This is a genomic window from Pseudomonas sp. HR96 (genome assembly GCF_034059295.1).
Classification (GTDB): domain Bacteria; phylum Pseudomonadota; class Gammaproteobacteria; order Pseudomonadales; family Pseudomonadaceae; genus Aquipseudomonas.
In genome coordinates this window covers 409,842-424,657 of record NZ_CP139141.1, presented here as the reverse complement: position 1 = coordinate 424,657, position 14,816 = coordinate 409,842, and the positions used below count along the sequence as shown (strand labels likewise).

General features: G+C 65.9%; 12 protein-coding genes. 4 read left to right on the top strand and 8 right to left on the bottom strand.

Annotated features, from left to right (window positions below; all coding sequences use genetic code 11):
- Positions 1 to 22 precede the first annotated feature (22 nt).
- A complete protein-coding gene (locus tag SFA35_RS01980) occupies positions 23 to 835 on the bottom strand; it encodes an HDOD domain-containing protein (RefSeq protein ID WP_320578801.1) in 813 nt (270 codons plus the stop codon).
- Between the two features lie 289 nt (positions 836 to 1,124).
- Here SFA35_RS01980 and SFA35_RS01975 point away from each other — a divergent pair, with 289 nt between their 5' ends.
- The gene (locus tag SFA35_RS01975; RefSeq protein ID WP_320574649.1) at positions 1,125 to 2,321 is read left to right on the top strand and encodes a class I SAM-dependent rRNA methyltransferase; all 1,197 of its coding nucleotides are present in this window, start codon (positions 1,125 to 1,127) and stop codon (positions 2,319 to 2,321) included.
- A 25-nt stretch (positions 2,322 to 2,346) separates the two neighbouring features.
- Here SFA35_RS01975 and SFA35_RS01970 read toward each other — a convergent pair whose 3' ends face one another.
- A complete protein-coding gene (locus SFA35_RS01970) occupies positions 2,347 to 3,144 on the bottom strand; it encodes a magnesium transporter (RefSeq protein ID WP_320574647.1) in 798 nt (265 codons plus the stop codon).
- Positions 3,145 to 3,668: 524 nt separating this feature from the next.
- On the opposite strand from SFA35_RS01970, the gene ilvD reads away from it, so the two are divergent.
- On the top strand, positions 3,669 to 5,510 hold the full coding sequence (ilvD, locus tag SFA35_RS01965; protein WP_320574645.1) for a dihydroxy-acid dehydratase: 1,842 nt from the start codon (positions 3,669 to 3,671) through the stop codon (positions 5,508 to 5,510).
- A gap of 320 nt (positions 5,511 to 5,830) precedes the next feature.
- Here ilvD and SFA35_RS01960 read toward each other — a convergent pair whose 3' ends face one another.
- Together SFA35_RS01960 and SFA35_RS01955 are read right to left on the bottom strand one after the other, a co-directional pair.
- Positions 5,831 to 6,889 (bottom strand): haloacid dehalogenase-like hydrolase, encoded by a 1,059-nt coding sequence (locus SFA35_RS01960; protein ID WP_320574643.1) that lies wholly within the window; start codon positions 6,887 to 6,889, stop codon positions 5,831 to 5,833.
- Positions 6,890 to 6,972: 83 nt separating this feature from the next.
- Positions 6,973 to 7,491, bottom strand: a complete 519-nt coding sequence (locus SFA35_RS01955; RefSeq protein ID WP_320574641.1) for a dihydrofolate reductase — start codon at positions 7,489 to 7,491, stop codon at positions 6,973 to 6,975.
- Between the two features lie 77 nt (positions 7,492 to 7,568).
- Here SFA35_RS01955 and SFA35_RS01950 point away from each other — a divergent pair, with 77 nt between their 5' ends.
- Entirely contained in the window at positions 7,569 to 8,936 is a 1,368-nt protein-coding gene (locus tag SFA35_RS01950; RefSeq protein WP_320574639.1) for a DUF2868 domain-containing protein, read from the top strand.
- Entirely contained in the window at positions 8,929 to 10,287 is a 1,359-nt protein-coding gene (locus SFA35_RS01945; RefSeq protein WP_320574636.1) for a GTPase/DUF3482 domain-containing protein, read from the top strand. Before SFA35_RS01950 ends, SFA35_RS01945 begins: the two co-directional genes overlap by 8 nt.
- 51 nt (positions 10,288 to 10,338) lie before the next feature.
- On the opposite strand, the gene SFA35_RS01940 is transcribed toward SFA35_RS01945, so the two are convergent.
- Genes SFA35_RS01940 through SFA35_RS01925 form a run of 4 tightly spaced genes read right to left on the bottom strand, consistent with a single transcriptional unit; the run spans position 10,339 to position 14,816 of the window.
- Positions 10,339 to 10,887, bottom strand: a complete 549-nt coding sequence (locus SFA35_RS01940; protein ID WP_320574634.1) for a phosphonate degradation HD-domain oxygenase — start codon at positions 10,885 to 10,887, stop codon at positions 10,339 to 10,341.
- Positions 10,884 to 12,014, bottom strand: coding sequence for a TIGR03364 family FAD-dependent oxidoreductase (locus tag SFA35_RS01935; RefSeq protein ID WP_320574632.1), 1,131 nt, complete (start codon positions 12,012 to 12,014; stop codon positions 10,884 to 10,886). Before SFA35_RS01935 ends, SFA35_RS01940 begins: the two co-directional genes overlap by 4 nt.
- Positions 12,015 to 12,029: 15 nt before the next feature.
- Entirely contained in the window at positions 12,030 to 13,052 is a 1,023-nt protein-coding gene (locus SFA35_RS01930) for a putative 2-aminoethylphosphonate ABC transporter substrate-binding protein (RefSeq protein ID WP_320574630.1), read from the bottom strand.
- 36 nt (positions 13,053 to 13,088) lie between these two features.
- Positions 13,089 to 14,816, bottom strand: coding sequence for a putative 2-aminoethylphosphonate ABC transporter permease subunit (locus tag SFA35_RS01925; protein WP_320574628.1), 1,728 nt, complete (start codon positions 14,814 to 14,816; stop codon positions 13,089 to 13,091).

Below are 14,816 nucleotides of genomic sequence, written 5' to 3'. Positions count from 1 at the left end.
GGCTCGTAAACAAGGGCGGGTGTCAGCGTACACCCAGTTCGCGGATCGATTCGCGCAGGTTTTCGAAGTCGTAGTCCGACAGGCCGACGTAATCGAGGATCAGGTGGCCGATGCTGTCCCACTCATGGTCTTCCTGCTGATTGCCAAGCACCCGATAGGACGCGCAGATGTGCTCGGCCATCTTCAGGATCGACAGCAGGTTCTTCAGCTGGCTGTTGCGGTTGCTGTCGTCGCTGAAGATCGACAGGGCGTTGTGGTGGTTGGCGATGGCGCTGCCCAGGTGCTCGGGCAGGCGCCAGGACTTGGCCGTGTAGTAGCCCACCACCGCGTGGTTGGTGTTGAACACGCGGTTTTCCGTGTCGACCACCCGGCAATCCGGGCCGGCCTGGGCGTAGGCCTGTTCGAGCACGCTCATGTAGTCGGGGAAGCGCTTGAGCATCAGCGGCACGCCGCAATCGTGGAACAGGCCCAGGGCGTAGGCCTCGTCGGTGGCCTGGGTACCGATGCGCTTGGCCAGGGTCAGGCAGGTCAAGGCCACATCCTGGGCGGTGTCCCAGAAGCGGTTGAGGGTAACGATGGTCTCGTCGCTCATCTCGCCGCGAATGGACTGCGCGTTGATCAGGTTGATCACCGAGCGGCTGCCGAGCAGGTTCACGGCTTTCTGGATCGAGGCGATCTTGTTGCTGAGGCCGTAATGCGGGGAGTTCACCAGTTTCAGCAGGGCCCCCGAGAGCCCCGGGTCCTGGGCGATCAGGCGGGCGATGACGTCCAGGTCGGGGTCGGGCATGTACTGTTCCATCTGCAGGTCGACCATGATCTGCGGTTGTGGAGGCACACTGATGCCTTGCAGGGCCTCTTGGATCTGCTCGGCGGAAAGCTCTTGGGACATGGGTCGCGTACTCTGGGCTGAGGGACGATTTTAACCGTTTCGTCAGCTTTAGTGATAACCGCCCGGCAAATGTCATGAAGCCTGCCGGGGCCAGGGTGAGCTTTGATAGGGTGCTGCCTTGCTTCACCCTAGCAGTAGTTGGCCAGGGGGGTGAAAAGCTCGGGGGGCTGTGCCCCTGCCACATCGGCCGAGAGCATCAATGTTATACTCCCGCTCTTTTTTCCGGAGCGACGTCATGTCCCTGCCCAGCCTTCGCCTGAAACCCAATGCCGACCGGCGCCTGCGCAACGGTCACCTGTGGGTGTACAGCAACGAGATCGACGTTGCCGCCACCCCGCTGCATGGCTTCAAGGCCGGCGACCAGGCCATTCTCGAGGCGGCGGGCGGCAAGCCGCTGGGCGTCGTGGCCATGAGCCCGAACAACCTCATCTGCGCACGCCTGTTGTCCCGTGACGCCAAGCTGATGCTGGACAAGTCGCTGCTGGTGCATCGCCTCAACGTGGCCCTGTCGCTGCGCGAGCGCCTGTTCGACAAGCCGTTCTATCGCCTGGTGTACGGTGATTCGGACCTGATGCCCGGCCTGGTGGTCGACCGCTTCGGCGATATCCTCGTGGTGCAGCTGGCCTCGGCGACCATGGAGCAGCACAAGGCCGACGTCATGGCGGCGCTGATCCAGGTGATCAAGCCCAGCGGCATCCTGTTCAAGAACGATTCGGCGGCGCGTGACGCCGAAGGCCTGGAGCGTTATGTCGAGACCGCCTTCGGCGTGGTGCCGGAGTGGGTCGCACTGGAAGAGAACGGCGTCAAATTCGAAGCCCCGGTGATGGAAGGCCAGAAGACTGGCTGGTTCTACGACCACCGCATGAACCGCGCGCGCCTGGCGCCCTACGTCAAGGGCAAGCGTGTGCTCGACCTGTTCAGCTACATCGGCGGCTGGGGCGTGCAGGCCGGCGCGTTCGGCGCCAGTGAAGTGTTTTGCGTCGACGCCTCGGGCTTTGCCCTCGACGGTGTCGAACGCAACGCCGCGTTGAACGGCATTGGTGAAAAAATGACCTGCGTGGAAGGCGATGTGTTCGAAGCGCTCAAGGAGCTGAAAGCGGCCGAGGAACGCTTCGACGTGATCGTCGCCGACCCGCCTGCCTTCATCAAGCGCAAGAAAGACCTGAAAAACGGTGAAGGCGCCTACCGCCGTCTCAACGAGCAAGCCATGCGCCTGCTCAGCAAGGACGGCATTCTGGTCAGCGCCTCCTGCTCGATGCACCTGCCCGAAGACGACCTGCAGAATATCCTGCTGACCAGCGCCCGCCACCTGGACCGCAATATCCAGCTGCTCGAGCGCGGCGGCCAGGGCCCGGACCATCCGGTGCACCCGGCCATCGTCGAAACTCGCTACATCAAGAGCATCACCTGCCGCCTGCTGCCCAACAGCTGATCGGCCAGCAGGTGATGGCTCGGGCTCAGGCCAGTTCCAGCACCTGCGAAGCGATGCCGAAGTACACCAGCACCCCGGCGGCATCGGCGATCGAGGTGATCAACGGGCCGCTGGCGGTGGCCGGGTCGAGCTTCATGCGGCTCAGCAGGAACGGCAGGCTCATGCCGATCAGGCTGCCCAGCAGAACGATGATCATCATGCTGCAGGAAACGATCAGCGCGATGTCGACGCCGCCACGCAGCAGGCCCAGCGAGGCCACCGCCACCGCCATGGTCAAGCCCAGGCCCAGAGCCACGAAACATTCCCGACCCAGCAGCTTGAGCCAATCCTTGAGTATGACCTCGCCGGTGGCCAGTGCCCGCACCATCAGTGTGGCCGACTGCGCGCCGGCGTTGCCGCCGCTGTCCACCAGCAGGGGCAGGAAGAACACCAGAGCGATGTGCGAGGCGATGACGTCTTCGAAGGCGGCGATGCCGGCACCCGAGAACAGGTTGCCGAACACCAGCAACACCAGCCACAGCACGCGCTTGCGGTAGAGCAGGCCGACGGTGGCGGTCTTCAGGTTGCCCAGCGGCGTGCTGATCAAGGCGCCCTTGTGGAAGTCTTCGGTGGCTTCGGCCACCGCCACCGCCACGGCGGGCCGGTCCATGTTCTGCGCCGCCGCCGGATCACGGGCGACCAGGTCGCTGAGCGAGTTGTAGTGGCCGATCATCAGGGTGATTTCCTGATGCAGTTCGTCCAGCTGGGCCTGCGCGGCGGGCGGCAGGGGCTGGGCGCCGTCGCCGAGGTGGCGAGGGGTGTAGTCGAAAGTCGTGCTGGTCATTGCATTCTCCGGGCACCACGGCAGGTGCCCGCAAGAACTCGGCTAGCGCCGATTCAGCTCACAGGCAGGCCCACCGCGGCAGCGGTAAGGGTAAAGTTGAAGGTCGTAAACCTGGAAGGTCCATGTCGCCTTGGATCTCTGAAGCCGCACATGCGGCGGGCGGAATAGTACAGAGGCTGGGGGGCATGACAAGCGCATCGCACCCCCTGGGTGCATTTTCAGAAATGCCCTACAAATCGCGGTAATTTTTCCTACAAAAAAGTCCAATATATGGGAAAAGTCGATGAAACACCCTGCCGCGCCAGGCAGCCATTCGCCCGCTGCCGTTCCTTCCTGGCGCCAGCGGTGTAGAATCGATTCATTCATCGCCATCATCCCCCGGCGGGTTTATGAGCTCAGGCCGAGCCAGCGGTGATCCCGCAGTGTTGTCGGCCACATCCGTACCAGGCAGCCATCTGCTACCTGAGCCAGACAAGAGAAGCTCACTCCCAACCTGAAACCTGATTAGCCGCCCGGAGTGCTCCATGCCTGACTATCGTTCGAAAACATCCACCCACGGCCGCAACATGGCCGGTGCCCGCGCACTCTGGCGCGCCACGGGCATGAAGGATGCCGACTTCAAGAAGCCGATCATCGCGATCGCCAACTCCTTCACCCAATTCGTGCCGGGCCATGTGCACCTCAAGGACCTCGGCCAACTGGTCGCCCGCGAGATCGAACGTGCCGGCGGCGTGGCCAAGGAATTCAACACCATCGCCGTGGACGACGGCATCGCCATGGGCCATGACGGCATGTTGTACTCGCTGCCCAGCCGCGAAATCATCGCCGACTCGGTCGAGTACATGGTCAACGCCCACTGCGCCGACGCCATCGTCTGCATCTCCAACTGCGACAAGATCACCCCCGGCATGCTGATGGCCGCCCTGCGCCTGAACATCCCGGTGATCTTCGTTTCCGGCGGCCCGATGGAAGCCGGCAAGACCAAGCTGGCCAGCCACGGCCTCGACCTGGTCGACGCCATGGTCATCGCCGCCGACTCCAGCGCCTCCGACGAGAAGGTCGCCGAGTACGAGCGCAGCGCCTGCCCGACCTGCGGTTCGTGCTCCGGCATGTTCACCGCCAACTCCATGAACTGCCTGACCGAGGCGCTGGGCCTGGCCCTGCCCGGCAATGGTTCGACCCTGGCCACCCACAGTGACCGCGAGCAGCTGTTCCTGCAGGCCGGACGGACCATCGTCGAACTCTGCCAGCGCTACTACGGTGACAACGACGAGTCGGTACTGCCACGCAACATCGCCAACTTCAAGGCGTTCGAGAACGCCATGATGCTCGACATCGCCATGGGCGGCTCGACCAACACCATCCTGCACCTGCTGGCCGCCGCCCAGGAGGCCGAGATCGACTTCGACCTGCGCGACATCGATCGCCTTTCGCGCAGCGTCCCGCAGCTGTGCAAGGTCGCGCCGAACATCCAGAAGTACCACATGGAAGACGTCCACCGCGCTGGCGGCATCTTCAGCATCCTCGGCTCGCTGGCCCGTGGCGGCCTGCTGCACACCGACCTGCCGACCGTGCACAGCCGCAGCATGGAAGAAGCCATCGCCAAGTGGGACATCACCCAGACCGGCGATGAAGCCGTGCACCACTTCTTCAAGGCCGGCCCGGCCGGCATCCCCACGCAGACCGCCTTCAGCCAGTCGACCCGCTGGGAGACCCTGGACGACGACCGTGAGAACGGCTGCATCCGCAGCTTCGAACACGCCTACTCGAAGGAAGGCGGCCTGGCCGTGCTGTACGGCAACATCGCGATGGACGGCTGCGTGGTGAAAACCGCCGGCGTCGACGAGTCGATCCATGTGTTCGAAGGCAACGCAAAGATCTTCGAAAGCCAGGACAGCGCCGTACGCGGCATCCTCGCCGACGAGGTCAAGGCCGGCGACATCGTGATCATCCGCTACGAAGGCCCGAAAGGCGGCCCGGGCATGCAGGAAATGCTCTACCCCACCTCGTACCTGAAGTCCAAAGGCCTGGGCAAGGCCTGCGCCCTGCTCACCGACGGCCGCTTCTCCGGCGGCACCTCGGGCCTGTCCATCGGCCACGCCTCACCGGAAGCCGCTGCCGGTGGCGCGATCGGCCTGGTGCGCGATGGCGACAAGGTGTTGATCGACATCCCCAACCGCTCGATCAACCTGCTGGTCGGCGACGACGAGCTGGCTGCTCGCCGCGCCGAGCAGGACAAGAAAGGCTGGAAGCCGGTGGAAGTGCGGCCACGCAAGGTGACCACGGCACTGAAGGCCTATGCCCTGCTGGCGACCAGCGCCGACAAGGGCGCGGTGCGCAACAAGGCGATGCTCGACGGGCTGTAAGCCCCCGCGCAGATTGTGCTCGCCAGCTTAGCCGGCTCCTACGCCGAATCGAGTTGCACACTGATTCGACGTAGCCGGCACAAACGTGGGAGGGGCAAAGCCCCGAGAGGCCGCCAGGCCGGTTTGATCTTCGGGCGCCCGGCGAAATGTCCAATATGGCCGCCACCGGCCGCCCGCGCGGCCTATCGCGGGCTTTGCCCCCTCCCACGTCATCTGCGGTCGCCAAGGTTGGCGTAGGAGCCGGCGCAGCTGGCGAGGGCCGCGACGCATCTTCACCTGCAAGGCCACAGATCAACCCCGGCCCCCGAGCCGTTTCGGGCCTATTGAATATCCTCGGGCTTGACGATCACCCAATTCTTGTCCGCCGTCACCGGCAAGCCTTCCTTGGCCTGGGCGGCGGCATTGTGCTCGATCATTGCGTTGAGCTGGTCCATGTACTTGGCCTTGCGGTTGACCCACACGTGCACGCCGCCCTTGTTCACGTCGACGCTGTGAAACAGCATGTAGCCATCGCTGCTCGGCGTGTCGCCGGCCACCAGCACCGGTTTCTTCCATTGGTCGATGTAGGTCAGGATCGCGGCCTGCTTGCCGGCCATCCAGGTGGCCGGGGTCCACAGGTATGGCGTCACCACCAGGCCCATGTTGGCCTTGGGGTCATAGTGGCCGGCGGCAATCTGCTTGCGCGCAGTGGTCAGCTCGCCCGTGGCGGGGTTCTTCAGCAGGGTGCTGACGCCGATCACGTTCTGCGGCTTGACGTTGTAGCCGTATTTCGGATCGGCCGCGATCATCCGCACCAGCTCTTCGGAGGCGGCGGTGACCACGTACACCTCGATGCCGTTCTCCATCAGCTTGTTGTACAGCTCGGTCTGGCCGGTGAACACCTTGGGCGGCGAGACATCGAGGGACTTGACCACATCGCCTTCGAAATAGCTGGTGGGGATCGCCTTGCCCGATGCCATCATCTCGTCGACGTAGCCCTTGAGCTCGGTCAGGCTGAAGCCGGAGAAGACCTGGGCAACCCAGGGGTAGCAGACCATGTCGTCGATTTCGCACAGGCGGTAGTAGTAGCTGAACAGGCTTTCCTTGTGCTCGGCGGTGTCCTTGAACGGGATCAGCTTGAGCGAGGGGTCGAGCTTGTCGCGGGTCAGCAGCCCCTTGTTTTCCAGGTAGGGCAGCAGCGACTCTTCGACATCGTAGCGGTAGCTGGTGTTGTCCATGTCGAACACCGCGAAGTTGCCCTTGTTGGCGTTCGCCTGAATCATGGCGTCCAACTGCTTGGCGGCGGGTTCTGGCCAGTGCTTGAGCTCGGTGGCGAAAGCCGGGGCGCTCAAGGCGCAGCTGATGAGGGCGGTGGCAAGCAGGTGTGGCACTAGCTTCATGGACGGATCTCCCCAGAGTTGATCCATGAAGCTAGCAAAAAGTTATGACAGATCGCGTCTGCGAGCGACCGCAAAGGTTCTGATTACGGCTGAGTGCGTTCCCAGACTTCGAAATGGTAAGCGGGTTTGTCGTCGACTGCCGGGTTGGGCTGGCTGGAGCGCAATGTCCACTCGGCCGGATCGATCTCGGGGAACCAGGCATCACCCTCGGGGCTCAGCTCGACGCGGGTCAGATAAAGGCGATCCGCCTGCGCCAGGCCCAGTTCGTAAAGCTGCGCGCCGCCGATCAACATCACCTCGGCAACGCCCTGTTCAGCCGCCCAGGCCTCGGCGCGGGTGACGGCCTCGGGCAGCGAGGCGAACACCTCGGCGCCCTCGAGCCGCAGCCCCGGCTGGCGGCTGACCACCAGGTTGAGCCGCCCGGGCAGCGGCCGGCCGAGTGAGTCCCAGGTCTTGCGGCCCATGATGATCGGCTTGCCCAGAGTGGTCGCCTTGAAATAGCGGAAATCCCCGGGCAGGTGCCAGGGCATGCGGTTGTCGATGCCGATCACGCGGTTGTCGCCAAGCGCCGCGATCAGGCTAAGGGGCAATGAGGTAGGCAATGATGTCTTCATGGCGGGCAGAATAGCAGAGCCGCCATGGGTTATGCTCAGCGCAGACTCCAGCAACGGAAGCCCGCGTGACAGCCCTCAGCACCCTGGAAAAACTCTGGTTGACCGAAGCCATACGCCTGCGCGAAAGCCATGCCGGCGCCCTGGACGATAGCGAGGCCAATCGCGTCGCGCGCCAGCAGGGCGGCGACCTGGGCGCGCGAGTGATCAACCGCGCACTATGGCTGGCGCAACGAGACGGTTTGCTGGCGGCGCTCAAGCACTGGCAACAGGGCGCCCGCCTGGCCGTGCTGGTGCTGGCGGTGCTGGCGCTGTTCAGCGGCGCCGGCCTGGCTTTCGCCGCTTTGGGCAACGGCGCCCGCCCGGTCAACGTGTTCTGGGCCCTGGGCAGCCTGCTCGGGCTTGATCTGCTGATGCTCCTGGGCTGGCTGGGTGGCCTGCTGTTTGCCGGCGGCCACGGCGCCAGCCTTGGGCGCCTGTGGTGGTGGCTCAGCGAGAAGCTCGCGCGCGACGCCAAGGCGGCGCACCTGGCGCCAGCGCTGGTGGTGCTGCTGCAGCGCCGGCGGCTCAACCGCTGGGTGCTCGGCGCGCTGGTGCATGGTTTGTGGCTGGTGGCACTGCTGGCCGCGCTGGTGGTCGCCTTGTTGCTGCTGGCCACGCGACGTTACGGCTTCGTCTGGGAAACCACGCTACTGGGCGCCGACAGTTTCGTCGGCCTGACCGAGTCCCTCGGCGCCCTGCCCGCCTGGCTCGGCTTCAACGTGCCGGACGCCGCGATGATCGCCGCCAGCGGTGGCGTGCCGCTGGACGCCGACGCCGCGCGCCAGGCCTGGGCCGGCTGGCTGATCGGGGTGCTGGTGCTGTACGGCATCGCCCCGCGGCTGTTGTTGGCCGCGTTTTGCCTGCTGCGCTGGCACGGCGGGCGAACGCAGCTGGATCTGCAACTGGCGGATCATGAGCCGCTGCGCGGGCAACTGATGCCCAGCAGCGAACGCCTGGGCGTCAGTGACGCCGCGCCGCCGCCCCTGGCCAGCAGCCTTGCGACGACGACTGCCGGGGCCAGTAGCGGCGCCTTGCTGGTGGGGCTCGAACTGGACGATCAGCGCGCCTGGCCGCCGACCTTGCCCGTCGGCGTCAGCGACGCCGGGCACTTGGATGACCGCCTTTCGCGGCAACGCCTGCTCGAGCAACTGACCCGCTTTCCCGCCGCGCGCCTGCTGATCGCCTGCGACCCGCTACGCTCGCCCGACCGTGGCAGCCTGGCATTGATCGCCGAGCTGTCGCGCTGCGCCGCCAGCACTCGGGTCTGGCTGCTGCCGGCACCTCCCGGGCAAATCGTCGACGCCCGGCGCCTGGCGGCCTGGCATGAAGCCCTGGCGCCCTTTGTCGTCAGCGACCCGGCGCCGCTGAACTGGTTGGAGACCGGCCATGACTGAGGCTCTGAAGCTGGCGGTGGTAGGCCACACCAATGTCGGCAAGACCTCCCTGCTGCGCACCCTGACCCGCGATGTGGGTTTTGGCGAAGTCTCCCATCGCCCCAGTACCACTCGCCACGTCGAAGGCGCGCGCCTGTCGGTCGACGGCCAGGCCTTGCTGGAGCTGTACGACACGCCGGGCATGGAAGACGCCATCGCCCTGCTGGATTTCTTCGAGCACCTGGACCGCCCCGGCGAACGCCTCGACGGGCCGGCGCGAGTGGCGCGTTTTCTTGAAGGCAACGAGGCTCGTCAGCGCTTCGAGCAGGAGGCCAAGGTGCTGCGTCAGCTGCTGGCCAGTGACGCCGGCCTGTACGTGATCGACGCCCGCGAACCCGTGCTGGCCAAATACCGCGACGAGCTGGAACTCCTCAACAGTTGTGGCCGGCCGTTGCTGCCGGTGCTCAACTTCGTCAGCGCCAGCGAGCACCGCGAAAGTGAATGGCGTGAAGCCCTGGCCCGTCTGGGCCTGCACGCACTGGTACGGTTCGACAGCGTGGCGCCACCCGAAGACGGCGAGCGCCGGCTCTATGAAAGCCTGGCGCTGTTGCTGGAGCATGCACGCCCTGCCTTGCAGCGGCTGATCGATGACCAGCAGCTGCAGCGCGAGCTGCGCCGTCAGGGCGCACGCCGCTTGATCGCCGAACTGTTGATCGACTGTGCCGCGGGCCGACGCAGCGTTGCCAGTGAAGCCGCCCAGGCGGCGGTGGAAGATCTGCGCCAGGCGGTGCGCCAACGCGAACAGGCCTGCGTGCAGGCGCTGCTCAAGCAATATGGCTTTCGCCGCGAGGATGCCAGCACCGCTGACTTGCCGCTCAGCGACGGGCGCTGGGGGGACGACCTGTTCAACCCTGAGACCCTCAAGCAACTGGGGGTCAAGGTCGGTGGCGGGATTGCCGCCGGGGCGGCCGCTGGGGCGGGTGTCGATCTGCTGGTCGGGGGTGTCACCCTGGGCCTTGCCGCCCTGGCCGGGGCCATCGCCGGCGGCGCCTTGCAGACCGCCCGCGGCTATGGCGGCCGGCTGCTGGGCAAGCTCAAGGGCCAGCGCGAGTTGAGCGTGGACGATAATGTGCTGCGCCTGCTGGCGCTGCGCCAACGTCAGTTGCTGCTGGCGCTGGAGCGGCGCGGGCATGCGGCCATGGACAGCATCCAGGTGGATGCAGCCCAGGAAAGGAGCTGGCGCGAAGGCAAGCTGCCGGCGGCCTTGACCCGGGCACGCGCCTATCCGCAGTGGTCGTCCCTGAATGGCCACAGGCGCCTGGGCCAGGCCGAGCGGCAAGAGCAGATAGACCAGTTGGCGGGGGAGTTGTAGATCGAACCGGCCTGCCGGCCCCTCGGGGCTGTGCCCGCTCCCACCCTTTCCTCAGCCCTGGCGCAACATCCGCTCGGCCATCGCCCTCACCAGCGCCATGTCCAGCACCGGCACGCCTTCGCGCTTGGCCTGCTCATCCCAATGGCGCAGCCGCACGCTGGCCTCGAACAGCGGATCCTCGGCGAACGCCGCTGCTTCGGCTGCGCTCATCACCCCACCCTGAAACGCCAGGGTACGCCGGCTGGCTTCGCTCAACCGAGCGTGATATCCAGGGTCGGCATAGGTCAGATAGCGCTTGGCCTGCACATGATTCTCCACCAGCCGCGCCAGGCGCTCGCCGAAACCCAGGCGGCGCAGGTAATCGGCGCCCAGGCGTTCGTGGCTGGCCACACCGTAGCCGTCCATCTGTGCCGCGCCCGTGCCACACAGATGGCCGATGTCATGGAAGAACGCCGCCAGCACCACCTCCTCGTCGTACCCTTCGGCCATGGCGCACTGCGCCGCTTGAGACATGTGCTCGATCTGCGAGACCGGCTCGCCGATATAGTCGGCGGCGCCATGTTGCGCGTACAACGAGAACAACCCGTCAAGCCCGCTCATGCATCCTCCCCCAGCAGCCGGGCGATGTTCGCCTCACCCATACCCGGCCCGACGCTCATGCCGACACCGGCCTGCATCAAGGCGGCGCTCAAGCCGGGCGCCACCTCCAGGAAGGTGAACGGTGTCCTGCCGCGCGCGCCATACACGCCTTGCCAGCGCTCGACCACGTCGAGTTGGCAGGCGAGCGTGTCGGTGGCCAGCTCGAGCATCCAGTTGTCCACCTGCTCACTGTTGAAGGGCGAAGCGTCCCTGCCATATTCGTGGGAATCGCCAACGATCAGCTCACCATAAGGCGTCGGGCTGATCAGCAGGTGAATGCCGTGTTCGTGCAGCCAGGGGCTCTGCTCGAGGATCTGCGCCTGCACCGCCGCCGCTTCCGGCAGATCGGCGAAGGCGCCGTAGTGCACCCCGCTCAGCCCGGTAAGCAGTGCGTGGCGCAACTTGAGGTCGCGCCGAGGGCGCACCCGCAGCATCTGCAGGCGGCACACCGAGGGTTGCAGGGCCGCCAATGGCTCGGCCAACAAGGTCTGGTAGTCATGCCCGGCGCAGACCACGATCTGCCCGGCCTCGAAACGACCCGCCGTACTCAGTACGGTGCCCGGCTGCACGTCGCGCACCAGGGTGCTGAACTGGAAATCCACCCCCAGTTCGCGGCGCAGGTAGTCGACCAGCGCCGGTAGCGCCTCGCGCGAGTACAGCTGCTGGTCTTCGAAACCGTGCAACGCGGCGCGGTGATGGGCGAACTGGCCGCTGTACAGATCGGCCAATGCCGTGCCGCGCAGCAGGGCGACCTGGTAGCCGTGCTCGGCCGCCCGCCGCTGCACAAAGGCCTCAAGCAGCTGCTCCTCGGCCTCGGTACGGGCGAACACCAGCAGGCCTTCACGCTGCAGGCCAAAGCCGGCGCGCTCGGCCCAGTGGGCCCATATCTCGCGACTGGCCTTGGCCAGCTGCAGCATCGGCCCGGGCGGCTGGCCCGTCACCAGGGCCTGGCCGAAGTTGCGCACCGAAGCCCCGAGCGGCGTGGCACTGCGCTCGAACACCGCCACCTTGAGCCCACGCCGCGCAGCGGCGTAGGCGTGGGAAAGGCCGAGGATACCGGCCCCGACCACGATCAGGTCATATTTCATCAAGCCTCCCCGGCCTTACTTCTGCGCAACTTTTTCCGATTTGCCGTCGTAGCGCTTGCGCCACTCGGCAAGGATGCTGTCGCGGTTCTTCGAGGCCCAGGCGAAGTCGTTCTTGATCAGGTGCTGTTCGTAATCGGCCGGCAGTTCTGCCTGCGGCTGGGCGATGCCCGGTTGCGCCAGTACCGCGAAATTTTCCTTGTACAACTGCATGGCCGCCGGGCTGGCGGAGAAGTCGGCGAGTTTCTTCGCCGCCGCTGCATGGGGCGTACCCTTGATGATGCCGGTGGCTTCGATTTCCCAGCCCAGACCTTCCTTGGGCAGCACGATGTCCAGCGGTGCGCCCTGGCGCTTGAGCTGCACGGCCGGATACTCGAACGAGATGCCGATCGGGAATTCCCCGGAGGCCGCCAGCTTGCACGGCTTGGAACCAGAGTGGACGTACTGGCCGATGTTCTCGTGCAGCGCGTCCATGTAGGCCCAGCCCTGCTTGTCGCCAAAGGTCTGCAGCCAGGCACTGACGTCGAGAAAGCCGGTGCCGGACGAGGCCGGGTTGGGCATGACGATCTTGCCCTTGTATTCGGGCTTCGTCAGGTCCTGCCAGCTGGTGGGCCGGGTCAGGCCCTGCTTGGCGCCCTCGACCGTGTTGTAGCAGATGGTCGCGGCCCACACGTCCATGCCCACCCAGGCCGGCGGGTTGGCGGCGTCGCGGTAGTGCACGCCGATCTTGCCGAGGTCGGCCGGGGCGTAGCTTTCCAGCATGCCCTGCTGGTCGAGGATGGCCAGGCTGGAGGCGGCCAGGCCCCACACGGCATCGGCCTGCGGCCGGTCCTTCTCGGCCAGCAGCTTGGCAGTGACGATGCCGGTGGAATCACGCACCCACTTGATCTCGACGTCCGGATTGGCCTTCTCGAACGCGCTCTTGTAAGCCTCAAGCTGCTCTGGCTCCAGGGCGGTGTAGACGGTCAGCTCGGTGGCAGCCTGGGCATGCAGGGTGAAGGCGGTCAGTACGGCAGCGGCAAGGGCCAGTCGCTTGAACATGGTGTGCATCCTTTGAGGGTGAATGAGGGGTGAGGATCAATGGCCTGGCGCGCTTCGCCGCCAGGCCTGGGAGCGGCGCAGCAGGCCGCCGCAGGTCCAGGCCAGCAGCAGCGAGACGGCGCCGGACGTGATCAGGATCAGGGTCGACATGGCCGCGGCGCCGCCGACGTTGCCGGAATCGTCCATGTTCAGCACGGCGACCGCAGCCAGCAGGGTGTCCGGGCTGTAGAGGAAGATCGCCGCCGACACGGTGGTCATCGCCGAGACGAACAGGTAGCGCAGGATATCCAGCAGCGCCGGCAGACAGATCGGCACGGTCACCCGCCAGTAATGGCGGTACAGCGGCGCGTTGAGCGACAGGGCGGCGGCTTCGAACTCGGCGTCCAGCTGGCGCAGGGCAGTGGTGGCGGTCATCTGCGCCGTGGTCAGGTAGTGGGCGATGGTGCACGCCACCAGCAGGGTCATGCTGCCGTAGAACACATGCAGCGGGTTGCCCGCCAGGTTGAAAAAGAACACATAGCCCAAACCCAGCACCAACCCGGGCACGGCCATGGGAATGAAGCATAGAAAACGCAGGGTCAGGTTGAGGCTGCGCAAGCCCTGGGTCTTCTCCATCAGGTAGGCGCCGGTGAAAATCAGCGCGGTGCCGATCAGGGCCGTGCCACAGGCCAGCTTGAGGCTGTTGCGATAGGCCAGCCAGCCGCCGCCGGCGGTGTCGTTGAACTGGTAATGATCGAGCGACAGCGACAGGTTGTACGGCCAGAACTTCACCAGCGAGGAGTAAGCCGCCATGCCCACCACGGCCAGCAGCCCGCTGCACAGCACCAGCACGATGGCCAGGTAGCAGGCGTCGCGCAGCTTGCCGGGGCCAGGCTGGTAGACCTGCGCGCGGCCGCTCATGCCCTGGCCGTGGCGCCGGCGCAGCCAGGCGTCGACGGCAAAGCTGAACAGGGCCGGGACCAGCAGCACCATGCCGATCAACGCGCCGCGCCCGAATTGCTGCTGGCCGACCACCGCCTTGTAGGCCTCCAGCGCCAGCACCTGATAGTCGCCGCCCACCACCACCGGCACGCCGAAGTCGGTGATGGCCAGGGTGAACACCAGGCAGAACGCGGCGAACACCGCCTGGCGCGAACCTGGCCAGGTAATGCTGCAAAAGGCCCGGGCCGGGCTGGCGCCCATGCTGGAGGCGGCGTCGAACAGCCGCGCATCGGCCAGGGCCAGGGCCGACAGCAGGACCATCAGGGCATGGGGTAAGGTGTAGATGACCTCACCCAGCACCACGCCCCAGAAGCCGTAGATGTTGTCGCTGAGCAGGCCGCGCAGCCAACCCTGGTTGCCGAACAGATAGACCAGGCCGATGCCTGGCAGCATCGACGGGGCCAGCAATGGCAGCAGCGAAATGCCGCGCCACAAGGTCTTGCCGGGAATACGCGTGCGTTGCAGGGCGTAGGCGAACAGATAGGCCAACGGCACCACGATCAGCGCCACGCTGAACGAGACCTTGAGGCTGTTGCCCAGCAGCCAGTGAAAGTTGTCGCTGCGCAGCAAAGCACCGGCGGCTATCAAGCCGCCGCCCTGGGCCGCATCGCCATTGAGGCCACGCCAGAAGATCGCCAGCAACGGCAGCAGCACGCTGAGCACCAAAAAGGCCAGCAGCAGCCATTTGCCGCCGATGACGAACAGCCGGTCGGCCAGCGGCAACGCCGTGCTGGCCCTGTCGCCGCGCACCTGCGGCGCGGGCAGCGAGACTGGCGCCGCCAT

Coding starts and splice junctions, on each gene's coding strand:
- SFA35_RS01925 (WP_320574628.1), bottom strand. CDS start 14,816: ATGGCGGCGCCAGTCTCGCTGCCCGCGCCGCAGGTGCGCGGCGACAGG.
- SFA35_RS01940 (WP_320574634.1), bottom strand. CDS start 10,887: ATGAGCGGGCTTGACGGGTTGTTCTCGTTGTACGCGCAACATGGCGCC.
- SFA35_RS01975 (WP_320574649.1), top strand. CDS start 1,125: ATGTCCCTGCCCAGCCTTCGCCTGAAACCCAATGCCGACCGGCGCCTG.
- SFA35_RS01945 (WP_320574636.1), top strand. CDS start 8,929: ATGACTGAGGCTCTGAAGCTGGCGGTGGTAGGCCACACCAATGTCGGC.
- SFA35_RS01970 (WP_320574647.1), bottom strand. CDS start 3,144: ATGACCAGCACGACTTTCGACTACACCCCTCGCCACCTCGGCGACGGC.
- SFA35_RS01960 (WP_320574643.1), bottom strand. CDS start 6,889: ATGAAGCTAGTGCCACACCTGCTTGCCACCGCCCTCATCAGCTGCGCC.
- SFA35_RS01935 (WP_320574632.1), bottom strand. CDS start 12,014: ATGAAATATGACCTGATCGTGGTCGGGGCCGGTATCCTCGGCCTTTCC.
- ilvD (WP_320574645.1), top strand. CDS start 3,669: ATGCCTGACTATCGTTCGAAAACATCCACCCACGGCCGCAACATGGCC.
- SFA35_RS01930 (WP_320574630.1), bottom strand. CDS start 13,052: ATGTTCAAGCGACTGGCCCTTGCCGCTGCCGTACTGACCGCCTTCACC.